The organism is Pseudoalteromonas sp. L1, assembly GCF_021728095.1.
In the GTDB taxonomy this organism is placed as follows: Bacteria; Pseudomonadota; Gammaproteobacteria; order Enterobacterales; family Alteromonadaceae; genus Pseudoalteromonas.
Genome location: NZ_JAKKCT010000002.1, coordinates 741,654 through 765,417, shown reverse-complemented (window position 1 = coordinate 765,417; position 23,764 = coordinate 741,654). Strand labels below are relative to the sequence as shown.

The following is a 23,764-nucleotide window of genomic DNA, read 5'->3' as shown; positions in this document are numbered from 1 at the left end:
GGTTCGCGCTAAATGTTAATGGCAAAAAAACAGAAGTCTTTAGATATGGCAGAAGCTTTATAAAGATTTTATGCTGAGTGAAAAAAACTTTATAAAAACTTTATAGTGACAAAATTGAAAACCCTTTAATCTAATAGGAACAAAAAATAAGTGAAAAGATGATGCAGTCAGTATTAAAAATACAGTATTTAAAAGCCGCATTTTTAAGTGTGTTGATGCCACTTGTAGTGGTGCTCGCGATTTTTCCGTTTCGAGAACTGTTTACAACCACTGATATTGTGATGTTACAGCTGCTGTGGGTGACCTGGGTTGCGGTGCGAAGTAATCGTCGTGTGGCCGCGCTTACCACCTTAGTGAGTGTTGCCTGCACTGACTGGTTTTATGTGGTGCCGTATTTTACTTTTCATATCGAAAATATTGAATATGTGGTTACCTTTTTGGTGATGCTGATTGTGGGTTTAGTGATAAGCCACCTCGCTGGGGAGCTCAATACCAAGGTTCGCGATGTGCAAGCTCATGCAAGTAATAGTCGCTTATTGTATGAGTTAGCTAAAAAGCTCAATGATCTCGATAGCCTTGAGGAACAAAAGCGGCTGTTTTTAAAAACTATGGCTGCGCATTTAAAGGTTGCGTGTAACTGGCAGCTAACAGGCTCTGGGCAGTTTATTTATTTAAACGAACAACAAGCTGAATTTGGCGGTATTGCATTTGCTAAAGCACTTAATGCTGAGCAACTTGCTTTGGCGAATACAGCATGTTCTTTACTGTATCAGGTTCAAGAAAAAACCTTACTGCGTGAGCAATCCGCGGCGATAAAAGTACAGGCTGAGCTAGAAAGGTCAAAAAACACTTTATTGCGCAGTTTATCCCATGACTTACGTACGCCATTAGCAACCATTATGGGTGCATCAAGCATGTTGGCTGATGATGATATTCAATTAAGCTCTGAGGTTATCAAAGAGCAAGCAGCTAATATTTATGAGCAAAGTAAAATTCTTAATCAGCACTTTGATAAAGTCATGGAGCTCAGTAAAGTTAATAAGTTAGCTGAGAATATTAACTGGCAAAAACTGCCTATTTCGACTCTTGTTAGCGAAGCAAAATCACGTCGCCAGCAGCAATTACAATGCTTTAAATTGAGCATTGAGGCTCAGCCAAACAGTCTCTGCTTTGGTGATGAAACCTTACTTGAAATTGCCTTTGCCAATATGCTCGAGAACGCAGCGCGCTATGGTGATGGCACAGCAAGTATGCAATTTATTGAAACACACAATGAATACCAAATAGTGTTAATCAACCCTTTTGCTAGTAAGCATGAGACGAGTCAAGATGAAGGAGTTGGCTTAGGGAGTGTGATCTGCGATGTAGTTGCTAAATGTCATCAAGGGCGCTTTGAATTAACCCTCAATGAGCAGACAAAGCAGGCAACAGCTAAATTAATTTGGAGTAACAGCCGTGGCTAATATTTTGGTTTTAGAGGACTCACCGCCTCTGCAAAGTTTTTTAAAAACACTGCTAAAAGCCAGCAATCATGAAGTTAGTGTGTGCGCCAAAGGGCTTGATGCGTTTGCACTTTTAAGCCAGCAGCAGTTTGATTTAGTGCTACTTGATTTAGGCTTACTCGATATGGATGGGCAAGATTGGCTGGTGGAGTTTAGGCAGTGGAGTCTGCTCCCTGTATTAGTACTTTCTGCACGGGATGGCGAAACAGAAAAAGTCACCGCGCTTGATAATGGCGCTAACGATTACCTAACTAAACCATTCAGCGCAAACGAATTATTAGCACGTATTCGGGTACTTCTGCGCACTCAAACAACACCAAGTCTAACTTTGCAATGTGGCGATATTCACATAGACCCACATAAGCACGTGGTCCGTAAAGGCGCTGAAGAAGTTAAACTAACTAAAAAAGAGTACGCTATATTGCTGTTGTTATTTCAGCAAAAAGACAAGGTGCTAACGCATAACGCTATTTTATCTGAGGTGTGGGGTGAGCAGTATATTAATCGCCCTGAATATGTACGTGTACACATTGGTCAGTTACGGCAAAAGCTCGAGCAAAATGCAGCGAGCCCAAAGCATATCTTAACTGAGCCTGCAGTGGGTTATCGGTTGGTTGATTAAGGCTTAAGTCTTTTTGGGTTCAATCCGTGACATAGCGATATCACCTGCTGTATTTCTACTGCGAAACTTTAGTAAGTCCTTGAAGTTGAAGTCGGTAAGTTCAATTTCATCATTAGATAGCCAAGTCACCTTGTATTCGAGATGATTTGGGTGACCATCGAGTACTAGAAAGGTCGTTTTCTCGCTTGGCTCGTTTACTTTTGTGACTGAAATTTGTGTTTCAAAGTTTGTTGTAGCGCCACAATTTATTATAGAAACAACCGCTTGTTTATCTTTGTTAGGAGATAAAAATACTTCATATTGCTCTGTGCCACACCAATCAGGGGTAATAGATGAAATACCCCAAATAAGTAGCGCAACTGTACTACATCCCCAAAAAAAGGCGGCTCCGCCATGCCATAATATTTTTAATACTGCGCCCATTATAATCCTTTATAAAATCATCCGCTTAATTAGTCAATTATACTGAATTAGATTTGAATATTGACCTGAAATATCATGTTTTCTAATTAACTTTGCTTAAATATAACGAAAATGTGGTTATCGTAAAATTGCTTATTTTTGAAAATTGCGTTTCGTAAAATGGCCTCTTGTTTGAAACCTGACTTAAGAAGTAACTGCATCGACGCTATATTATTAGAAAATACGCTGGCGAACACTCGTATAATATCAGTTTGAGTGAAGGTCATATCGATTATTTGCTTTATTGCCGATGAGGTTATGCCTTGTCGCCAGTAATCTTTTGCAAGCCAATAGCCAATTTCACCAGAACGGTTATATTCAAACTCCCCACGATTTACTCCAATACAGCCAATTAGCTTGTTATTGAATACAATTGCTTTTATGAGGCTACCTCGACTGCCTTCGTTTATCCACCACAGTGCATCCGCATTGCTATAAGGGGAAGGTATTTTAGTTGAGAGGTATTGTGTAACGTCGCAATCGTTAAGTATAGCGACGAGTTGTTCGGCATCCGACTCTATGAAATCACGCAGTGTAACCAAAATTGTCCCTATTATGTTGTTACTATAAGGTTATAAAGGCACTATAACGTGCCTTTACCTATTTTATCCGTACTTTTCTTCCAACTCATTAGCAGTATGGTAGCTTTCATGCGTTTTAAGTTGCTCAAAATAGCGCTCTATTTCAGTAAAGTGTGACAACATGCCAGCTTCAGCGACCTTTTCAATAACAAACGACATCATAAAGTCAGCCCCAGTCAGTGTATCATCAACTAAATACTGTTTACCTTTTAGTTGTTGATTCACATAACTTAGTATTTTACCAATTTCATTATCAGCATAGTCACCTATAAAGTTAGTTTTACAACCATCTTTTGTAATAAAGAGCTTTAATAAAAAAGGCACCATTGCAGAGCTTTCGGCAAAGTGAAGCCATTGCTGGTAACTAACATAGCTATCAGATTGTGGTTCTGGCATGTATTTGCCTTTACCATATGTTGTTATTAAATAATCGGTAATGGCACCTGATTCGGTAATAATTTTGCCATTATCTTCAATTACGGGAGCCTTACCTAGTGGGTGAATTTCTTTTAGGTCATCAGGAGCTAAAAACGTTTCGGGGTTGCGCTGATAAGCTACAAGGTCGTAGTCAATGCCTAGCTCTTCTAAAAGCCAAATAATGCGCTTTGAACGTGATTTATTTAAATGATGAAGTTTAATCATAAGTTATCCTTTTGTGGGCGTGGTTTTACTACGCCCACATAATTTGAATGGATCAGTATTACAGTGGCTTTTGTACTTGAACAACCGTTTTACCGAAGTTTTCACCGTTTAACATAGCGTTAAAGGCATCAAGTGTATTTTCAAAATCAGCTTCTAGGTGTTCTTTGTATTTAACTTTCCCTTCTTTTAGCCATTGCTGCATGTCTTTTGCAAACTCGTCATAGCGATCCCCGTAATCATCAAAAATAATAAAGCCTTGTACCTTGATACGTTTTCTTAAAATCAAGCCCATCAGCATCGATAAACGATCAGGCCCAGGTGGTAATTCAGTTGCATTGTACTGTGATACTAAACCACACAAGGGCACACGCGCTTTTGTATTGAGTAAAGGCAGCACTGCATCAAGAACATGACCACCGACATTTTCATAATAAACATCAATGCCTTGGTCACAAGCGACTTTTAGTTGCTCATCGAAGTCGTCAGCTTTATGATCAATACATGCGTCAAAGCCTAAGTGTTCTACAGCGTGTTGGCATTTTTCCTTACCGCCTGCTACACCGACAACCTTACAGCCTTTAATTTTTGCGATTTGACCTACAGTTGCACCAACTGGCCCCGTTGCTGCTGCCACAACAACAGTTTCCCCCGCTTTTGGTTCACCAATATCCAGTAATCCCATATAGGCGGTAAACCCTGGCATGCCTAAAATTCCGAGCGCGTAAGAAGGGTTGTCTGGGTTTTCACCTAGTTTCATTAGCCCTTCAGTATTACTAATCGCATATTCTTGCCAGCCTGTGTAAGCCAATACCCATTCACCGACTTTATAATCGGGATGCGCTGATTGCTCAACCTGACAGATGGTTGCACCAACCATTACATCGCCAATTTCAACAGGATCTGCATAAGACTCCGCATCGCTCATGCGGCCTCGCATATAAGGGTCAAGAGATAAATAAATCGTTCTTAACAATAGTTCACCCTGTTTAGGTGATGATACTGAGTTTGTCTTTAACGCAACGTTACTTTTCGTTGCAGGGCCATTTGGGCGTGACTCGAGAATATATTGACGGTTTTGAAGATCAGACATGCTTAGCTCCTATGACTTAGCTTTTAATTCTGTGTAATAAAGAGGTGCGGGCACGCCAATAGAAATCAATGATTAAATTGTTACCAAGTAGGGAATGTTAATTGCAGTTAAGCAACAATCCATTTTGCACCACGTATTATTACGGTGTATGCTGAAAAAATATTCAGCTGATCAAAAAGGATTGATATGAAAGGTATTTCTTTAATAATAATGGCGCTTGTTATGGGGCTTACTGCAACTAATGCACAAGCGAATTCAGGGACTTTGTCGGTTGATCCTACCCCGCCAGCAGGAAGTGCATTTGCGTTTGAAAATGATGCAAGGCGATACCCAAAAGAAAGTGAATTCAGCATTGTTCATAGCGTGTTGATGAGCAGTGAAAGTGGCAGGCGTTTAGCGGTTGTCACCGTTGAGAATAAAGCGTCAGGCTCGCGTATTTTACAAGCTGATCATATTATGGCTTTGTTTGCTGATGGCTCAAGAATAAACCCATCCTCTTTTAGTGGCGGTGTTAAACTTGATAACGGAGAAAAACGTTCGTTAACGCTGTCTTTTGGTGAAAATGAATATCCAATTTTAGCTGTATACACCAGTTTAGATAATTAAAAGGACGATTATGAGACTTCACACACTTATTGCTGTGACTAGCTTTTTATGTACGCCGCTTGCATTGGCAATTGATAGCCAAGACTTTGTGAAAGATAACGTGTTCACTCAAGGTGTTGAAGGGCCAACCATGTACAACGATACCTTATATGCAGTTAATTATGCTGAGCAGGGGACTATTGGACGTGTTGATAACATGGGTAAGTCATCATTATTTGTGCGTTTACCAAATGACAGCGTTGGTAATGGCTTGCAATTTGATGAACAAGGTAACCTCTATATTGCTGATTATGTAAATCATAATATTTTAAAAGTACCTGCTAATACTCATCAAGTCGAAGTGTTTGCACATAACGCTAAAATGAATCAGCCAAATGATATTAGTATCACTAAAAGTGGGGCACTGTTTGCGAGTGATCCGAACTGGTCAAAAAGTACAGGCCAGTTGTGGCGTATTAATACTGATGGCAGCACTGAACTTCTTGAAAAAAATATGGGCACAACCAATGGCGTGGCTGTGAACGGTGACAATACTAAACTTTACGTAAATGAAAGTGTGCAGCGTGTGGTTTGGCAATATGATCTTGACGATGAGCTAAACATCAGTAACAAACAAGAGCTGATACGCTTTGACGACCATGGCCTTGATGGCATGCGAGTAAACAGTGAAGGTCAAATTTTCATTACTCGTTATGGCGCTGGCAAAGTGCTTAAAGTATCACCTAAAGGCAAGGTGTTAAAAACTTATAAACTAAAAGGTCAACACCCAACTAATCTAACATTTAATGAGTCACAAACTAAAATGTATGTGACTATGCAAAAACGTGGCGCTATCGAAGTGATAGAACTTTAGCCTTGCTTTGCTCGCGTAATAGCGGCTGTTATTGCCGCTTTCGCTTGCGGGCTATTCTTCCAGCAACTTGAATGCAGCATCGATGCAACTCGCTCCGCGATTGTGTTTGCATCAAACCCTGCTAACTCCTCAAACGATTCAATACCAATTTCTTCAAACCGTGTTACAACCGTTGGCCCAACACCTTTGAGTGCTAATAAAGCATCTCGTTCTTTATCGTTAAATGGCATTTTTTCGTTCCTTGTTTATTGAGTCTATAAAATGATGAGGGGCATCTAGTCCTAGAAAAACAGTGTCGATATCACCTATAGGTTCAATAAGGTTAATTTTAATATTCGGGTTGCCAGAGTAGTTATAACGTTTGATTGTGCCAGCGCGTGAAATGAAATCGGTATTTAAATCAACGGTTTTGATATTTGCTAAAGCAATATTGTAAGCAGGATATAGCCCATAGCGAATAATGAGTTGCGATTTACTAATAGACACTGGACGCTTCGCAACCGCTTGGTACTCTGCAATGAAGAAGAAAAGGCTAAATATAGTTAAACCAGTGATAATGTTTGCTGCTGATGATGACCATACAAAATGTATAAAGAGATGCATCATGGGCAACTCTAATAAGATAATAAAAATAAAGCCAAGTAAGTTAGCTTGTGCGCCGTCTTTGTTATGATAACTAAAATGTAGTTCACCAGTGAAATAGCTTGGTTTAATGTGTTTAGCGTAAAATAAGAAAGCCCACATCCGTGTTTCGAAACATAAAAAGTTTGCAATTGCGTTTTGTTTGAAAAGCTTGTTAATTGGCCGTTCAATAGCTATATCTGGATCGGTCTGCTGGCTTAAAGCAGATTTTATTGCCAGATAGACGGTAATGAGAGCGCTTAGTTCTAAAATTACAATCAAAGCTAAAAGCCCGTAACGACCTTGCTCTAAGTAATTCATTAAAAACTTGTTTTGCTCTGGAATGATGTAACTCCCCACTAAAATAGCGAGTGAGCACAACATCAATGCCTTTAAAGCCGCTTCTTTCTTATTTTTAATTAATATTAAGCAAAGTACTGGTAATACTATTAGTGCATCAAGTAGGTATAACCATTCAAAGTTTGCATTTCCAAAGTCATTCAGAGGGTGACTTCCTTGGTAATACATAGCCCAAAAAAGACTAATAGTAATTAGGAAAATAAATGGAATTTTTGACTTTATTGACTTGAGCATAACATCTTCCCTGTTGCTTTTATTGCTTATATCATAACTAACAATTAAAGCACTGTCCCTTTTTTATAGTTGATATAGTTACTATTCGTTTGAAATAAAAAAGCGCACCGGGCAGGGTGCGCTTGTGGGGATCAATCCTGTGTAGCTAAAACAGTAGGATTAATTAGAAGCTTGGAGCATATCTCAGTGATACACCGACTGAGCGGCCAATCACACTATAATCACTCACGGTGTTAAAGTGGTTTGCGCCTACCTCAGGTGTTGGCGGTTCACGGTCTAATAAGTTATCGACACCAAAATTAACTGCAAGTTCCTCATTAACTTGCCAAGCCGCAGCAAAATCTAAGTAGTTCTGCGCTGAAATAGTTTCTGAGCGGTCAACAGCGTACTCAACTTCGCCGATTCTGCGCCAGCCAAGTTGGAAGTTCATATCGTCTAACTGCCAATCAATGCTTGCACGGTGTTTGTAATCTGCTTGCAAAATACTCGCAAAGTCACCAGAACATGCGCTGCCGTAAGTGCCTTTACAGTCAATTTCTGGCACTGTACTGTTGTTTTGGCGAGTTTGTTTTGTAACAAAGTTACCTTGATACGAGAACCTGAAACGACCACCCATTTGCTCTGGTGCATCAATCACGTAGTTGGCTGCAACGTCGATACCTTCTTGTTCAATCGCGGCTAGGTTAAAGTCGTTCACGATCGCTGTACTAATAAAGCCAGTATTCGGATCGCGAAGTACCGCACCACACAATGGATTGTTCGGATTCGGATCGTCAATATAACAGCTTTGTAGTGCTGCGCCTGGTTGAATTTGGCTTACAGCATCGGTGACACGGATACTGTAGTAATCAACGGACAAATCAAAACCGTCTATGTAACTTGGTGTGTATACAACGCCAAGTGTATCTGACTCTGCTTGCTCTGGTTTTATATTCGGGTTGCCACCGTAGGTATACTCAGCGGTGCTTGAATCAAACTGTGTACCAACAGCAGGTGCGCCAAAGGCTGCACATTGTGTTGCATCACCTGTGCCTAATAAGCAAGGATCGCCGTTATAGCGCCCTGCTAGACGAGGTACAAATTGGTCACTGTTTTGATCGAATAACGATAACGAAAGTGCTGTGATAGGGCTGGCAAATTCACCTAAGTTAGGTGCTCTAAATGCTGTTAAGCGGTTTGCACGAATACGAATATCACTGTTAATTGCCCAGTTGATACCTAGTTTGTAGGTGTCTTCTGCTTCTGTGTTCGAATAATCAGAAATACGGTACGCACCTTCAAAGCTAAGCTCTTCAGCAAAAGGTTGGTCAACTAAAATTGGCACTAAAATTTCGGCATAGAACTCTTCTGAGCTAAAGCTTGCATCCATATCGAACGCGCTAATTGAGGCAAAGCTGGTGCCGTTTCTAAAGGCATCGCCTGGTGTTTGTTTACCGGTTTCTTTACGGTATTCATAACCAATTGCAAAATCGATAGCACCGGCTGGTAACTCAAATAGGAACCCAGAATCACCCGATAAGGTTGCTGATATCACACTTTGTGTACGGTCGCGGGTGGTATAAAGCAAGGGATCGCTAAAGTCACTAAAATCATGGTTCGGATCAAAAATATCCACTGAGTTTGCCAGTGCAGCAAAGCGGCTATTGCCATTATTATCATTACGGTAAGCGTTGTTGTAAATAGTCGCAACTTCATCGGTTTTACCATACTGACCGTACACATCGTAGCGTAAGTAGTCAGTAATATCGCCTTTTAAACCCAATTGAAATTGCATTGAGTCACGCACTGCTTTGGTGTGTTGAACACCCAAACCTAAATTACGTTCAACATTAACAAGGGCATTGCCTTCACTGTCAAATGTTAGTTGGTCACGTAGCTCATCAGGGATATAAGTATTATCTTGTGAAAGAGTCACTTGCTCATTAACAAAAATAGGTGTTTGACCACTCGCTCCCGCACCATTAACGGTTACTTTTGAGTACATAGCGCGACCATAAGCGATTGCACTGTCGCTTACGTCAACATCAAATAGTAACCCAGCAGAGAAACGATCCATTGGCTGTGTTAAGTAGCGGTGAGAAGTAAAATCAGAGGTTTGGCGTTCATTTGTTACAGCACCTGCATCGGTAATTGCAAGACTATTGCCAGAAGCTACGTCAGTGTAGTAACCACCGCTATTAATTAAAGGTGTCGAGTTTTCAAGTGCATAATCACGTTCACCTGCTAATAACTCCTTACGCTCTGTGTAACCTAAATAACCAGTAATGTGGCCACGGCCATCAGCAATATCGCCACCAAAAATCGCCTCGAAATTTAGTTTTTCGTTACCACCATCAGCACTTTCATAGCTGGTTGAAAACTCTGCACCAGTAAAATCATCATCTAAAACGAAGTTGACAACACCAGCCACCGCATCGGCACCGTAAACGGCCGCGGCTCCGCCAGTTAATACATCAACGCGTTTAATTAATCCGGCAGGAATGGTATTTACGTCAACCGAGTTACGAAAACTAAATGGTACGGCGCGAGTACCGTCAATAAGTACCAATGTTCGGTTTTGACCAAGGCCGCGTAAATCAATAGTTGATGAGCCAAATGAGTCACCGACTGTTGCACCCGTGCTGTTTGCACCCGCCGCAGCTTGCGGCAGCTTTGCTGTGATATCTTCTACGTTTACTGCGCGGTCGAGATGGATTTGCGCTTCGTCAACACTGACGACAGGGCTGCTAGATGCAAGCTCTGCACGTTGGATACGCGACCCTGTTACAGTGATTACTTCAGGCTTTTTTACTTGTTCTGCTTCTTCTGCATGGGCTACGCCGATAATTGAACTGACTGCGATCGCAAGTGGCGAGAGCAGTAAAAACGAGCGCGTTGTGGATGTTGTCTTTGCTTTCATGTTGATTCCCTAGCGTTTTATCATTTAAATCAACGCTGGTTGGCTTATTACCTAGACCATTTAGTTAATTTAATGAGTCATACTTTTTGTTATGATGCGTTCCGTGTTCTCCTTTTGGGGAGTTCACTCGTACAGTTTTAAAGCAATTTAAAAATCTTTGCAATAATTATTCTTTGAATCTATTATTTTAAAATATAAACTATTCCAACATCCAAGCTTGTTTATTTTCATATAAAAAGCTGATTTTAAGTGATTTATTTATGCATCAACATATTGAAAAACTGTACTTAAGCGCCAAAAAAGAAAAAAAATTAATTGTTGGTCTGATGAGTGGAACCTCACTAGACGGCCTCGATATCGCGTTATGTGAGGTATCAGGACAGGGTATGAATACCCATGTTGACGTTATAAAATTCACCACAGTTGACTACGACGATGATTATAAGTCACGAGTTAAACGGGTGTTTGCAAAGCGTGAGTGTGATCTTGAAGAGGTGACTCTACTGAACCCATGGATTGGTCAATTACATGGTGACATGGTTGCAAAAACTCTAGCGAAGTGGAATGTAGCGAAAGAGCTTGTCGATGTAATAGCAAGCCATGGACAAACGATTTACCACTGCCCAAAAAGTCAGCACAAGCGCCCAGAATACGGCAATGCCACATTACAAATTGGTGATAGTGATCATCTTGCTGTGACAGCAGGAGTCACCACGATTGGTGATTTTAGACAAAAACACATTGCTGCAGGAGGTGAGGGCGCCCCCCTTGCAGTGTATGGAGACTATTTGTATTTCACAAGCACCAGCGAAAACCGCATATTGCTTAATATGGGCGGTATTGCAAACTTGACCTACTTACCTAAATCAGCCGATGCGCGTGCTGTTTTTAGCTCAGATATAGGCCCTGGCAATACTATTATGGATGCATATATTCAGCGCCATTTTGCGCCGCAGCATTATGATAAAGATGCTGCAATCGCAAGCCAAGGAAAGGTGAGTGAACCGTTGTTAAATGCGCTCTGTGATAATGCATTCTTCGGCCTTGCTTTTCCAAAAACCACAGGCCCCGAAGTGTTTAATTTAGACTATTTAGCAGCGGCGCAAGCACGTACCAACACCGAGCACTTGTCTCACTTTGATGTCATGGCAACACTGGTGCATTTTTCTGGGTTAATGATTGCCAAAGCAATTACTCAATGTAGTGACGGCCTTAGTCAAGTTGCAGTGTATGCAAGTGGTGGTGGGGTACATAACTCATTATTAATGAAAGTTATTTTAAACAACTGCCCACAACTTTTAGCTATCAAAAACACAGATGAATTAGGTATAAACCCTGATGCCAAAGAGGCGGTGTTATTTGCTATTTTAGCGAATGAATGCTTGTCGGGTGGGCAACAGCGATTTGGTAATACCGAGCAAGGGATCCCCGATATTACCATGGGGAAAATTAGCTTTGCTGATTAGGCCCTAAAAAAAAGCCAAGAAGCTAGCGCCAATACTACTAATGTAATGGCGTAAACTTTGCGTTTTATCTTGCTGCTTAGTTAAGCTTTCAGCTGTACAGCTGCTAGTAGCAAGGCTCACATCAAACTGCGCACTGTCTTTTAAGGTGGCATGCTTGCCATGTAGCATGAGTTGCAATACAAACTCGCCGCTATGCGTCACATCATTTAGTGTGAGCATAATAACGTGCTGCTCTAAATCGTTTTGCGTAAGTGTATGGGCAGTAAAATAGGCAGACTCTCGCGCATCAGGACGTGTTGCACTGATAGAGATTACATCGCCCTGATGAGCATCATCTGGTAGCACGCAGCAAAATACGACACGCTTTTGCTCATCGGCAATAAAATGCAATTGTTCATATTCTACAGTATGCGCAAGTGCAGCACACATAGGATCGTCACTAGAGGGGAGTGCAAACGAAAGTTGCACCAAGGCACTGTCCATTACTTCTTCATTACGTGGGTGATTAAATTAGCGTCAATTATTGATCAGTTAAATGACAGAATTATGACTATTGTCATAAAGCGTATTATTTAGAGACAGAGGGTCTGTACTTTCTGTTCCAGAACTGGAATGGTTTCTGACAAGATTGGAATAGAAAGTTTTGTCTGGTAAGGGTTTTAGGGTGGAGGGAAATATCGATATTTGGGGTTTTCTGATAAGGCGTGATACCTGTATATTTACCTCAAAGCTACAGATGAATCATAATTAAAATATCAAGTACTGGAGGTAATACAAAGCTCAGTTTGGATTAATCAAAAACCTGCCTTTTTTGTGCTGTCTCTTAACTCAAAAATGCCCCATTGCGTGTTTCAGGACAAACCTTACGCTGTAGCTAATAACTCAGTATGCTATAAATTATCTAATCTCATTTTGAATGGAAAGACGAGTTGTGAGCAAAAAACGGTGATCTGAAAAAGAACTGGTCGAGGGGATGACACCCAATACTGCGCATAGTGGTGAACTAGCTGAGGTAACATTGGATGAGTTGGGCCTTGAAATTTCTGAAAGTGATTACAAGGTCGCGTTGAAGCGAATTGAATCACTGTTTGATGCAGCCGAACCCGGAACTCTAGAAGGTGACGAGCTTGAAAGGCTCGCTGCATTGGTTGAAGAATATGAGGAAAAACACTTCCTCATTTAATAACTGCAACGCATTTTGGCCCCTTTGCGCGTTAGTATAAAAACTCTATGTGTCTCAAATGAGCGAAAAGCGGAAGCTAACGCTTTCTATTTATTAAAGCCACATTTCCCAATAGCAGACGTTAACTACCACTAAATTAAGTCATAACTTCAGGTCTATTTAATGAGCAAGAACTAATAGCTGAAAATTGCTTCATTAGAGTAGCTTACTCAATGGGCTTACCACTCCATTAGCACCTTGTTGTAAAACATGGGTATATATTTGTGTTGTTTTAACGTCTGAGTGACCGAGTTGGCTTTGCACAGTACGAATATCTGCTCCACTTTGTAGTAAATGCGTTGCGAACGAGTGTCTTAGCGTATGAGGTGTAATTGGTTTAGTCAGTTGTGCTTTTAACGCAGCTTTTTTAATCGCTTTGCGCACCCCTGTGGGATAAAAATGATGTCGTCTAATTTCACCTGTTTGTGGATCTGCACTTAATTTATAAGAGGGAAACAAATATTGCCATGCCAGAGATTTATTTGCGGATGGATATTTACGAGCAAGGGTATTAGGCATTCAAACTCCCGCGAATTGCTCGTTCTTTATATCAAGCAGCAGATAATCATTGGCCTGCATAATCTGACTTCTTAATAAAGGAATTAACTCAGTGGCTAAAGTCACTATGCGATGTTTATTACCTTTACCATTCCATATCCGAATGCTTTTATAATCAAAATCAATATCTTGAACACGTAATTGGACAGCCTCCATCACGCGTAAACCGCTACCATACATTAACCCAGCGATTAAGTAATAGCGTTTATCTAAAAATGACATCAACAATTTTACTTCATCAGGTGTCATAACAATCGGAAGTTTTTGCTGTTTTTTACTACGCACAAAGACAAGGTCGGGCGATAACTCTTGTTTTATGATGTGTTTATATAAAAATGCCAGCGCATTTAAAGCCGTCGCTTGGGTTTTAGGTGATACATTTTTCTTCAAAACCAAATAGTTTAAATATTTTTCGACCTCATTATCCCCCATAGATGAGGGGTGCCGCTTGTCGTGATAATTAATAAAGCCAGCAATCCATTTCAGGTAAGTGTCAACCGACCGTAAAGAATATTGTTTGGCTAACATGTAATCTATGATTGAGTTTAAAAATAGCGAGCGTGTTCTCATAACTATTCCAATAAAAATTAATGCTGTACGCATATACAGTTTGGCTGCTTTGCCCCCATAGTCAAGAAAACGAGCAAATGAGTCGTTTTCTACTTTTTGTCAAAAGATGATTTTTCTAAATGTTATTATTTGGAAATGGCTTAAGATGTATGATAAAACTGGTTCAATCAGATAAACGACCCAACCATTGGTAGAGAAACGACCCATTGGGTCGATATTAAATTGTTAGGTGTACTGGTAGATGCAGCCAAGATTAGAGATCGAATTTTTACGAGATGAACCTTCGAAAATATGGATAACGGCGTGCAATGAAGACTTCGCAGGAAAAACTGAGCAATACTTAAATGTTCAGCTTTTGGAAGAATTTGCTAATCAATTATCAGTTTTTCCTCAATCTAATTCAGATGAAGTAATCTTTAAAACTGGTGATGCTGATTCAAGTTATGGTTATTGCGAGCTTAAATTTCATTGCTTCGATTCAGTTGGTCATACTGCAGTGCTAGTCTCTGTCTCAAATGACAACGCATATACTGCAAAATTTACCGTTCAATTCGAAGCCTTGGCATTGGATACCTTTGTGTCCTCTATCAAGTTTTCTCTAAAATCAGGTTCAGGTGTTTCAGAATTAGTTGGTATAAAGCCGTATACACAAAACGTGTAAGTACACCTAACAAACCAAGTCAGCGGGACAATTACATGCAGGCTCCCGTCACTTCGTTCCGTATTATAGCCTGCATGTACTTGCCCCTGCTTGGGACGTTATACGTTTCTCATGGATAGATGGAATAATCTAAAATCGCACTTCGAACAAGATGGCTCACTGAGAGACATCATTGTAACTTCAGGTGATAAAAACACTTGGAGCTTATTTTTTACTGCTTTAAATTCAGCTGAATACTCATATGTTTTCACGCACGGTGGCGTTGTTCGGGCTTTACCTGATTCAATAGGTTCAATTTGGAACTTACAAAGTAGTGAGCCAACGTTACTTTCTATCCAAGTTGGTGACATGCTCATTAACTGTCACTTTTTTAAAAGCTATGAAATCGAGTTTGATTTAGATCCCAAAGATATAAAATCTAAAAGTGACTTTGGTGTGTTACTTAACTTCTTATCGTGGTTAAATAAATCAATTAAAAGTAGCGTGTTAGTCACTCATGAAAACTCAAGAGATGAAGTCATTTTGAGTATTGAGTAAAAACGTATAACAAGCCAATGCAGGCAGGGACTTTTAACAGTTGGCTTCCCTCACTGCGTTCGTTATTTTAGCCAACTGTATAAAAGCCCCTGATTGGGGCGTTATATGGCTAGTGAAAGTATGCAGAAAATTTTAGTCTTATTAGTATTTTTAGTTTCTAGCCTTGTGAACGCTGAAACCGATCCTTGTGAGTCAAATCAATATCCAGTTAAATGGAAATCCAATTTAAGCCATCCCGAATCTTACGAGCTACCTGCTATTTTCTATAAAACTAACAACTCAAAAGTTATTGTTTCTGTTTCAAAAGCAATAAACTTTGTTGAAAGAAATATGGCAACTCATAAGCCTTATTTAAAAAATGCAAAAGCATTCATAATTAATAGCTTGTCTGAATTGCCACCAAACAAACTTGTTGATCATTCAAGCCTTTGGATACCGACAGAAGGATTGCGTGGGCAAGAATTAAATAAAGCAATTCATGTTATGGCAGGTTACCAAGGATTATTCGAAGGAGTATTACTAAATAATGATGCATCGGTAAGTATTAATGAAAAATTGGTTTCCTCATCTAATACTGTGTATATGGTTGGTAAAGACCCAGAACCTGCCCATGGTTTAAACTATGTGCATAAACTTGTTGTTTCAAACTCTAATAACATAGTATTTTCTAAGTGTTGGCTAGACAGCAAATAGCCATATAACAAGTTACTCAAAAGGACGCAAAATGCTTGGCTTGTGCTCCTTCGTCGCTAAGTTTAGCCAAGCTACATTTTGCGCCCATTAGTAAGGCGTTATGTGCCTAAGGAAAGTCATGCTAAAACTGTTAAACCAAAATGTTGAACCTGAGTTAAAAGCATACTGTCAAAAATGGCTTTGCTACCTGTCGCAGGATAGTTTTGAACAAGCACTTAGTTTGGTAACTGTACCTAATAATTACGGTGCACGCTGGGGTGAAAAAGAAATAAGAGAAGCTGTTTTTGATTATTACGGTAACGAATCAGAATTTAAAATCGAGAATACTGATATAGCTTTTTGTACACCAGAATTCCTGCAATGTAATGACGGTAGTTACCTTTTTGGTTTCTATTTCCCTGTGAATGATGAAATCACAGATTTAACCGTAGAGTTCGAGTTTTCTCGGGTCAAAAATAATCAGTTTAGTGCCACTATAAATGATATTCACGTTTTGTAGTACAAGGCACATAACAATCGCATTAAGGGTGGACGCAAAAAGCTTGGCTGCGCTCATTCTTCGCTAATTTCAGCCAAGCTTAATCCGCCTATTATGCGGGCGTTATGTTCACAGGTGAAATCAGTTGAAATGCCCTAAATGCAATTCCGATGTTATTCCTAGAGAAGAGCGAGTTGCACCTCAATATACAAAAAGGCTTTGCCCTGTTTGTGGTTACGAGTTTTTCTTTCGGTTTAATAAATGGCAACTGATGTTGGTCTACTCTGTAGTCGCTTTAATGCTAATTGGTTTTTTCTTTAGTTAAGTTTAAAACATTTATCATATTGAAATATGACTAAACAAACACTTACTTTAAAAGTTAAAAGTGAACATAACAAAGTTGTAAACTCGGACAAAAAATAGTTGGCTTTGTTCGTGGCTCACAAAATTTTAGCCAACTGTTTTTAGTCGGTTACAACAGCGTTACTAAATTTCAGTCCTAAATCGAAAATGTCCATCAACGGGTTTTAAATATAACTCAGCTTTTGCCATTTAACGATTTAGAGCTAATAGGTTAAGGTCGCTTATGAGCCATCTAGGAGCACAACAAACCCATCAATAAATCTGGTATTCACCTTTAGGTTTATTGCTGTACATGAACGACTCGAGTTCCGACTTAAGTACTTCGACGATATCGGTTGTAAACGGTGTTCTTATTTCGCCAGAGTCTAAATACCTCAGTAAATCAACTTCATGTTTAATAGCTGACTGAATTGAGTAAGTAATAGGGTAGGTGACTTTAAACTGCTGATGTGAGATGACGTTATCTGGGTTTTCTATGTCAACGTAGAAGGTTAGCTGTTCATTTTCTTCACAAATATCACTGCAAGTACCATGGTCTCGAATGTAATCCATGACTATATTTTTAATGAAAATATCGAACTCATTCATATTAATCCCTCAATATTTGCCCATCCATTGGGTACAACTAAAATCTAGCAAAGAATAATAAATCTAGCCAACGCTATTTTGCAGATTTTTAGTTAACCCTCTCTGAATGAGGGTTAATAAAATAGTAGAAGGAGTAATTAATTCAGCTCTTTACAGTAGTTTTTCATGAGGGTTTAGATAGAACATCTTCTTCCATCCTTGGGTTTCATTTGTCATTAACCAAGGAAGTGGTAGCAGAGATAAAATTGAATAGTGAACGTGTGACGGTTTACCAATTGCGTTACCAGAATTACCTAATGTGCCGATGGTATCACCTATTTTAACAAGGCTCCCACTCGCGACTGAAAGGCTATCTAGGTGAGAAAAGTAATGAATACGCCACTTTGGCCCTAAAATAGCAATAGCCTTACCACCCTTGTTGAAATGACCCGAAAAAACAACAATACCAGAGCTTGCAGCTGAAACGGTGGTTCCCTTCTTGCCAAATATATCAATACCTTTATGTACAACAGAAGAGCCCCAAGGCTCGAACCAAAAAGTTTCATGGTTCCAATCATTCGGTGTCGCTCCTTTAACAGGAATAATGATTTTTTCTGGTATCAACATACCAATTAAGATTATCAAGCCTAAAGTAAGGAAGCTATATTTTATGTATTTCATTGTCTTATCCATGACATATTTTTAATTAAAGCTGACCCATTAAACTCATTAATAGTCTAAAAAACAATACAAAACAACGCCATCTGTTGTTTGGACTACTCTGATTCATAATGAGGGGGGAACTTTATGTACTTTAGAGTGAATTTTATCTTTAGTTTAAAGCGTGAGCCGTAAAAGGGAAGAAAGTGCTTCAAGGTATGATGAAGCACTTTTAATGAATAGATTAATATGTAGATTTAAGAATAACGTGGGGAGCGAGCTTATTAACTACGCGCCTAATTCAGCTCTTACGATTTCAGCACCTTGACTAAGTGCACTTAGTTTAGCCGTAGCTACATCTCTTGAAAGTGGTGCCATACCGCAGTTGGTGCAGGGGTAAAGCTTGTCAGCGTCTACATATTTGAGAGCTTCGCGCAACGTTGCGGCCACCTCATCGGGTGTTTCAATGTCAGTGGTTGCCACATCAATTGCACCAACCATTACTTTTTTACCGCGAATAAGTTCAAGCAGTTCAATAGGTACGCGAGAGTTGTGACACTCCAGCGAAATAATATCGATATTCGATTTTTGTAGTTTTGGAAACACTTCTTCGTATTGACGCCATTCATTCCCAAGCGTTTGTTTCCAATCTGTATTTGCTTTGATGCCATAGCCGTAGCAAATGTGTACGGCTGTTTCGCAGTTTAGCCCTTCGATTGCTCTTTCTAGGCACTTAATGCCCCAGTCATTTACATCATCAAAAAATACATTAAACGCAGGCTCATCAAATTGGATAATATCAACGCCCGCGGCTTCGAGCTCTTTGGCTTCTTGATTGAGTATTTTGGCAAATTCCCATGCCAGCTTTTCTCGGCTTTGATAGTGCGCGTCATACAAGGTGTCTATCATGGTCATAGGGCCTGGTAGTGCCCATTTTATTGGCTGTTTGGTTTGTGAACGTAAAAATTTAGCGTCTTCAACAAACACTGATTTGCTGCGTGATACCGGCCCAACGACGCTTGGCACACTTGCTTCGTAGCGATTGCGAATAGTGACTGTTTTACGGTTTTCAAAGTCAACACCATTCAAATGTTCAATAAAGGTGGTTACAAAGTGTTGGCGTGTTTGCTCACCGTCGCTGACAATATCAACGCCAGCCTGTTGTTGCTCTTGCAGGGCTACACGTAGCGCATCTTGTTTGCCATCAATAAGCTCTGCACCTTGTAACTTCCATGGCGACCATAGAGTTTCGGGTTCAGCGAGCCAAGAAGGTTTTGGTAAGCTGCCCGCTGTCGATGTTGGTAATAATTTTTTCATGTTAACTCTCATTAAATCGCGTAGTTAGCCGACCACTGTTCCAAAACTGATTGATAAGGCTTAATAAAGTGCTGTTCTGTAAACTTACCTTGAGCAATGGCAAGTTGGCTGCGTTCTTCGCGGTCATAAACTATCTGTGTGATAGAGTGATCGGCATTTCGTAAATTTGGTTGATACTTGCTACCCGCTACGGCGTTTGCGTTATAAATCTCCGGTCGATAAATCTTTTGGAATGTTTCCATGGTACTGATTGTGCTGATTAGCTCTAAATTAGTGTAATCATTCAATAAGTCACCAAAAAAATAGAATGCTAAAGGTGCAACGCTGTTTGGCGGCATAAAGTAACGAACTTGTAAGCCCATCTTTTTGAAATACTGTTCTGTGAGTGACGATTCATTAGGTTGATACTCAACACCTAAAACAGGGTGGTGATTTTCAGTACGGTGATATGTTTTATTGTCAGAAACGCTTAGGCAAATAACCGGAGGCTTTTTGAAGTGCTGTTTATACGTTTCTGAATCAATAAAGTATTTAAATAACTTACCGTGTAGATCGCCAAAGTTATCTGGAATGCTAAATTCTTCTCTGCTTTTATTGTGATCAAGTAATAACACACTAAAATCATAATCACGGACATATGATGAGAAGTTGTTACCAACAATTCCCTCAATACGTTCATTGGTTTTATGGTCAATGATGTTGGTCTTTAAAACTTCAATTGAAGGAAACGCTTCACCACTGCCTGCAATATCTAAATCAACTGAGACAATTTCAAGCTCAACAGAATAGCGGTTGCCTTGTGGGTTATCCCAATTTGCTAGTGCATTGAAACGGTTATCTATCATTTTTAATGCATTACGTAAGTTCTGCTGACGACTTTCGCCACGTGCTAGGTTAGCGAAGTTAGTGGTAATACGGGTGCTGTTTGACGGATGGTAATTTTCGTCAAGACGAATACTCTTAATTGTAAATGAGAAATTGTGTTTCATGGCAATGTACCTAATGTCCTGAGATAAATGATTGCTGCTCACCTTCCTTAAATCGCTAGGTTATTAACCTTAGGTTGCTCTGCAGCGGTAATGAATTTATACGTGCTTACTATCATGAAGAAAAACGTTTTTATTTCAGGTAAAACATGAATTTGATTCATACCTAAGTAGGGGGATTAGTTTAGTGAGCAGCAAAGAGAGGACAATATATGGAAAAATACTTTTAAATGTCTAGATGGCTAGATGTTTTTAGCGGTGTTGTAATTTTTTCATATAAAACGTGAGTAATATTCACCACTTATCATTGGCTTCATAGTCATTTGTACTGCTTTTAGTTGTTATACTCAGCTCCCTAACTAATAACAAAGACAAGTAAAATGAATGAATTAATCGTGTTAATACTAGCCTGCGCGATACTCGGCAGTGGTGTTGGCTTTTTGGCAGGGCTCTTGGGGATCGGTGGTGGCTTAGTGATCGTGCCGATATTAAGTATGATACTGCTGCATTTTCAGATTTTACCAGCGGAACAAGTTGTGCTGGTGGCTATTGCAACATCGCTCGCATCAATCCTTTTTACTTCAACATCATCAGCCATTGCTCACCATAAAAATGGCAATGTGCCTTGGCAATTAGCTCCTTGGGTTATGACAGGAGTTGCATTAGGCGCACTGATAAGTGGCTTCTTAGCAGCATTATTACCGCAAGATGTGGTACGAATTGTCTTTGCAGTAAGTGTGGTGCTTATTGCATTGAAAATGATTTTTGGCAGTAAAAATAATGCCCAAACAACTCGCGCATTACCGAATAAAGGGCTTTTAACGTTTTATACAACAATCACAGGCGGTTTATCTGCCATGATAGGCATTGGTGGTGGTGCCGTGTTAGTACCGTTACTCACGTTTTTCTCGGTCGATATGAAAAAAGCCATTGGCTGCGCCTCGGCGTGCGGTATTGTTATTGCACTATTTGGCTCAGTGGGTTACATCAGTTCGGGCAGTCAGTACTTTACGTTAAAAGAGGGCTTTGCTGGTTTTGTTTATTTACCAGCTTTGTTCGGTATTGTGTGTACTTCGTGGTTTACCGCGCCATTAGGTGCAAAAGCAACGCATCACTTGCCAGTATCCACAGTTAAAAAAGTGTTTGCTGCGCTTTTAATCATTATGGCTATTAATATGTTATTGCGTTAATTCGATACTATTCGAGTATCGAAAGTTAAACTTTCATGTTTTCAAGAAGCAGCAGCTACGCTGCTTTTTTTATTTACAGTAGGAGCGATTTATTTAGAAACGGAGATAGTGCTTGCACTATTGATATAACAAAAATATTATATAACAAAATTGTTATGGAGTGAGCCGTGAACATTCTATTCCTTTGTACAGAAAACTCAGCACGCTCAATTATGGCTGAAGCACTACTTAAACATCATGGTAAAGATAAGTTTGAAGTACACAGTGCGGGTACTCAGCCATCAGTAGTTGATGAACGCACTTTGGCTGCAATAGCGCATTTTGGTTTAAATACCGATGGTTTTTATTCAAAGCATATTAATGAGTTTTTGCATACACACTTTGATTATGTCATTACCTTATGTGATGACGCTGCAAAAGAATGTGCCAACCGAGTCGATGGTAATCACTGCCTTGCGTGGGATTTTGCAGATCCTAAAACTCGCTCCGAACCTCACGCATTCGAAAAAACCTTGCAAGAGATCAATGAGCGAATTAAACAGTTTGTGCAATCTCACAACAAAGAAAAGCCCGTCTCTATTTCGCCAACCACATTTTATAAAGCGCTTGCAGATGATATTCGTTTAAAAAGCTTATTACTTATCGCCGTTGAGCAAGAGGTTTGCGTGTGTGAATTAATGACGGCACTTAATGAGCAAAGCCAACCAAAGGTTTCAAGGCATTTAGCGCAGCTGAAAAAGCAGGGCATTTTGTCGGATAGAAAACACCAGCAGTGGGTGTTTTACTCTTTAAATCCGACCTTACCAATATGGATGAAACAAACAATTACCTCGACCGTGGTAAACGAACCAAATTTCATAGAAAACGAGTTAGCAAGGCTAAATGCGATGGGGGATGATCGTCCAACCCGTGTTGCTCGCTGTTGTAATTAAACAAAGCGGTTTGCTGTTAACTGTCGGCAAACCCTGTAAAACAAGTTAGACAATTTCAAAAAGTAGGAGCTTAACAATGGCAATTAAAGTAGGCATTAATGGTTTTGGCCGTATGGGTCGTTTATCGCTAAGAGCAGCGTTTGCATGGGACGACGTTGAGTTTGTGCAAATTAATGACCCTGCGGGTGATGCAGCAACACTGGCTCACTTACTAAAATATGATTCGGTACACGGTATTTGGCCTCATGAGGTTGAAAGTAACGAAAATGCTGTGATCATCGATGGCCACGAAATTAACGTCACACAAAATAAAGCAATTGCAGACACTGATTGGTCTGGTTGCGATATTGTTATTGAAGCCTCTGGCGTGATGAAAAAAACCGAATTACTGCAAGCCTACCTTGATCAAGGTGTGAAAAAAGTTGTTGTCACTGCCCCTGTAAAAGAAGACGGCGTGCTGAATATAGTGATGGGTGTAAATGATGATTTATACGATGTACAGCAGCACGATATTGTTACAGCAGCATCGTGCACTACCAACTGTTTAGCACCTGTGGTTAAAGTACTGCAAGAAAAAATTGGTATCAAACATGGTTCAATGACCACTATTCACGATATCACTAATACGCAAACTATCTTAGATGCGCCCCATAAAGATTTACGCCGTGCTCGCGCATGTGGCATGAGCTTAATTCCAACTACAACGGGCTCAGCAACAGCGATTACACATATTTTCCCTGAACTTAAAGGCAAATTAAACGGCCACGCGGTTCGTGTGCCTTTAGCAAATGCATCAATCACTGACTGTGTGTTTGAAGTTGAAAAGCCAACCACCGCTGCTCAAATTAACCAATGGATGCAAGAAGCCGCAGAGGGCCAGCTAAAAGGCATTTTAGGTTATGAAGAAAAGCCACTTGTTTCTATCGATTACAAAACTGATCCACGCTCAAGCATTGTTGATGCGTTATCAACTATGGTTGTGAACGAGACACAAGTTAAGCTGTATGTTTGGTACGATAACGAATGGGGTTACGCAAACCGCACTGCTGAACTTGCCCGTAAAGTTGCGCGATCACTACAAGGTTAAAAGCA

Annotated in this window: 25 protein-coding genes and 1 pseudogene; 13 read left to right on the top strand and 13 right to left on the bottom strand. The window is 40.0% G+C overall.

The genetic code is table 11. From position 1 onward, the window contains the following. Positions 1-158 precede the first annotated feature (158 nt). Both L3V38_RS09570 and L3V38_RS09565 read left to right on the top strand, forming a co-directional pair. Positions 159-1,463: a DUF4118 domain-containing protein gene (locus L3V38_RS09570; protein WP_237119249.1), complete on the top strand. Its 1,305-nt coding sequence runs from the start codon at positions 159-161 to the stop codon at positions 1,461-1,463. Beyond that, positions 1,456-2,124 (top strand): response regulator transcription factor, encoded by a 669-nt coding sequence (locus L3V38_RS09565; RefSeq protein ID WP_135926753.1) that lies wholly within the window; start codon positions 1,456-1,458, stop codon positions 2,122-2,124. The genes L3V38_RS09570 and L3V38_RS09565 overlap by 8 nt, the downstream gene beginning before the upstream one ends. Positions 2,125-2,127: 3 nt before the next feature. Here the strand turns inward: L3V38_RS09565 and L3V38_RS09560 are convergent, their stop codons facing one another. The 4 genes from L3V38_RS09560 to L3V38_RS09545 all read right to left on the bottom strand — a co-directional run bounded on the left by L3V38_RS09560 (position 2,128) and on the right by L3V38_RS09545 (position 4,899). Then, a complete protein-coding gene (locus tag L3V38_RS09560; RefSeq protein ID WP_237119248.1) occupies positions 2,128-2,547 on the bottom strand; it encodes a hypothetical protein in 420 nt (139 codons plus the stop codon). 86 nt (positions 2,548-2,633) lie between these two features. Beyond that, the gene (locus L3V38_RS09555) at positions 2,634-3,128 is read right to left on the bottom strand and encodes a GNAT family protein (RefSeq protein ID WP_237119247.1); all 495 of its coding nucleotides are present in this window, start codon (positions 3,126-3,128) and stop codon (positions 2,634-2,636) included. A gap of 63 nt (positions 3,129-3,191) precedes the next feature. After that, positions 3,192-3,809, bottom strand: coding sequence for a glutathione S-transferase (locus L3V38_RS09550; RefSeq protein ID WP_237119246.1), 618 nt, complete (start codon positions 3,807-3,809; stop codon positions 3,192-3,194). 58 nt (positions 3,810-3,867) lie between these two features. Next, a complete protein-coding gene (locus tag L3V38_RS09545; RefSeq protein ID WP_237119245.1) occupies positions 3,868-4,899 on the bottom strand; it encodes an NADP-dependent oxidoreductase in 1,032 nt (343 codons plus the stop codon). Positions 4,900-5,085: 186 nt separating this feature from the next. On the opposite strand from L3V38_RS09545, the gene L3V38_RS09540 reads away from it, so the two are divergent. Then, positions 5,086-5,505, top strand: a complete 420-nt coding sequence (locus L3V38_RS09540; RefSeq protein WP_237119244.1) for a hypothetical protein — start codon at positions 5,086-5,088, stop codon at positions 5,503-5,505. Positions 5,506-5,515: 10 nt separating this feature from the next. Next, entirely contained in the window at positions 5,516-6,358 is an 843-nt protein-coding gene (locus L3V38_RS09535; RefSeq protein WP_157066161.1) for an SMP-30/gluconolactonase/LRE family protein, read from the top strand. Here the strand turns inward: L3V38_RS09535 and L3V38_RS09530 are convergent. The 3 genes from L3V38_RS09530 to L3V38_RS09520 form a co-directional block, all read right to left on the bottom strand. Continuing rightward, entirely contained in the window at positions 6,355-6,588 is a 234-nt protein-coding gene (locus L3V38_RS09530) for a helix-hairpin-helix domain-containing protein (protein ID WP_130151911.1), read from the bottom strand. The two genes, L3V38_RS09535 and L3V38_RS09530, sit on opposite strands and share 4 nt — an antisense overlap. After that, positions 6,578-7,573, bottom strand: a complete 996-nt coding sequence (locus L3V38_RS09525; RefSeq protein ID WP_237119243.1) for a hypothetical protein — start codon at positions 7,571-7,573, stop codon at positions 6,578-6,580. The genes L3V38_RS09530 and L3V38_RS09525 overlap by 11 nt, the downstream gene beginning before the upstream one ends. Positions 7,574-7,736: 163 nt before the next feature. Beyond that, positions 7,737-10,472, bottom strand: coding sequence for a TonB-dependent receptor (locus tag L3V38_RS09520; protein ID WP_237119242.1), 2,736 nt, complete (start codon positions 10,470-10,472; stop codon positions 7,737-7,739). Between the two features lie 260 nt (positions 10,473-10,732). Here L3V38_RS09520 and L3V38_RS09515 point away from each other — a divergent pair, with 260 nt between their 5' ends. After that, a complete protein-coding gene (locus tag L3V38_RS09515) occupies positions 10,733-11,938 on the top strand; it encodes an anhydro-N-acetylmuramic acid kinase (protein ID WP_237119241.1) in 1,206 nt (401 codons plus the stop codon). Between the two features lie 3 nt (positions 11,939-11,941). On the opposite strand, the gene L3V38_RS09510 is transcribed toward L3V38_RS09515, so the two are convergent. Then, positions 11,942-12,421 (bottom strand): hypothetical protein, encoded by a 480-nt coding sequence (locus tag L3V38_RS09510; protein WP_237119240.1) that lies wholly within the window; start codon positions 12,419-12,421, stop codon positions 11,942-11,944. Between the two features lie 490 nt (positions 12,422-12,911). Between L3V38_RS09510 and L3V38_RS09505 the strand changes: the two genes are divergently transcribed. After that, positions 12,912-13,121: a hypothetical protein gene (locus tag L3V38_RS09505; RefSeq protein ID WP_237119239.1), complete on the top strand. Its 210-nt coding sequence runs from the start codon at positions 12,912-12,914 to the stop codon at positions 13,119-13,121. Between the two features lie 195 nt (positions 13,122-13,316). On the opposite strand, the pseudogene L3V38_RS09500 reads toward L3V38_RS09505, so the two are convergent. After that, positions 13,317-14,288, bottom strand: a pseudogene (locus L3V38_RS09500) (integron integrase). Between the two features lie 241 nt (positions 14,289-14,529). Here L3V38_RS09500 and L3V38_RS09495 point away from each other — a divergent pair. The 4 genes from L3V38_RS09495 (at position 14,530) to L3V38_RS09480 (ending at position 16,678) form a co-directional block, all read left to right on the top strand. Further along, on the top strand, positions 14,530-14,949 hold the full coding sequence (locus L3V38_RS09495; RefSeq protein ID WP_237119238.1) for a hypothetical protein: 420 nt from the start codon (positions 14,530-14,532) through the stop codon (positions 14,947-14,949). Positions 14,950-15,060: 111 nt separating this feature from the next. Continuing rightward, on the top strand, positions 15,061-15,486 hold the full coding sequence (locus L3V38_RS09490) for a hypothetical protein (protein ID WP_237119237.1): 426 nt from the start codon (positions 15,061-15,063) through the stop codon (positions 15,484-15,486). A 105-nt stretch (positions 15,487-15,591) separates the two neighbouring features. After that, positions 15,592-16,179, top strand: coding sequence for a hypothetical protein (locus L3V38_RS09485; RefSeq protein ID WP_237119236.1), 588 nt, complete (start codon positions 15,592-15,594; stop codon positions 16,177-16,179). Between the two features lie 118 nt (positions 16,180-16,297). Further along, complete coding sequence (locus L3V38_RS09480; RefSeq protein WP_237119235.1) at positions 16,298-16,678, top strand: hypothetical protein; 381 nt, start codon at positions 16,298-16,300, stop codon at positions 16,676-16,678. Positions 16,679-17,272: 594 nt separating this feature from the next. Here the strand turns inward: L3V38_RS09480 and L3V38_RS09475 are convergent. From L3V38_RS09475 to L3V38_RS09460, 4 genes are all read right to left on the bottom strand, one after another. Next, positions 17,273-17,608 (bottom strand): hypothetical protein, encoded by a 336-nt coding sequence (locus L3V38_RS09475; protein WP_130151903.1) that lies wholly within the window; start codon positions 17,606-17,608, stop codon positions 17,273-17,275. A 150-nt stretch (positions 17,609-17,758) separates the two neighbouring features. Further along, complete coding sequence (locus tag L3V38_RS09470) at positions 17,759-18,268, bottom strand: M23 family metallopeptidase (protein ID WP_237119234.1); 510 nt, start codon at positions 18,266-18,268, stop codon at positions 17,759-17,761. A gap of 267 nt (positions 18,269-18,535) precedes the next feature. After that, positions 18,536-19,564: a methionine synthase gene (locus L3V38_RS09465; RefSeq protein ID WP_130151901.1), complete on the bottom strand. Its 1,029-nt coding sequence runs from the start codon at positions 19,562-19,564 to the stop codon at positions 18,536-18,538. Positions 19,565-19,575: 11 nt separating this feature from the next. Continuing rightward, complete coding sequence (locus L3V38_RS09460) at positions 19,576-20,553, bottom strand: DUF1852 domain-containing protein (protein WP_130151900.1); 978 nt, start codon at positions 20,551-20,553, stop codon at positions 19,576-19,578. A 377-nt stretch (positions 20,554-20,930) separates the two neighbouring features. Here L3V38_RS09460 and L3V38_RS09455 point away from each other — a divergent pair, with 377 nt between their 5' ends. From L3V38_RS09455 to L3V38_RS09445, 3 genes are all read left to right on the top strand, one after another. Beyond that, on the top strand, positions 20,931-21,740 hold the full coding sequence (locus L3V38_RS09455; protein WP_237119233.1) for a sulfite exporter TauE/SafE family protein: 810 nt from the start codon (positions 20,931-20,933) through the stop codon (positions 21,738-21,740). 167 nt (positions 21,741-21,907) lie between these two features. Beyond that, positions 21,908-22,672: a metalloregulator ArsR/SmtB family transcription factor gene (locus L3V38_RS09450; RefSeq protein WP_346729898.1), complete on the top strand. Its 765-nt coding sequence runs from the start codon at positions 21,908-21,910 to the stop codon at positions 22,670-22,672. 76 nt (positions 22,673-22,748) lie between these two features. After that, positions 22,749-23,759 carry an ArsJ-associated glyceraldehyde-3-phosphate dehydrogenase gene (locus L3V38_RS09445; RefSeq protein ID WP_237119232.1) on the top strand — a complete coding sequence of 337 codons (1,011 nt, stop codon included), beginning with the start codon at positions 22,749-22,751 and terminating at the stop codon, positions 23,757-23,759. Positions 23,760-23,764 lie beyond the last annotated feature (5 nt).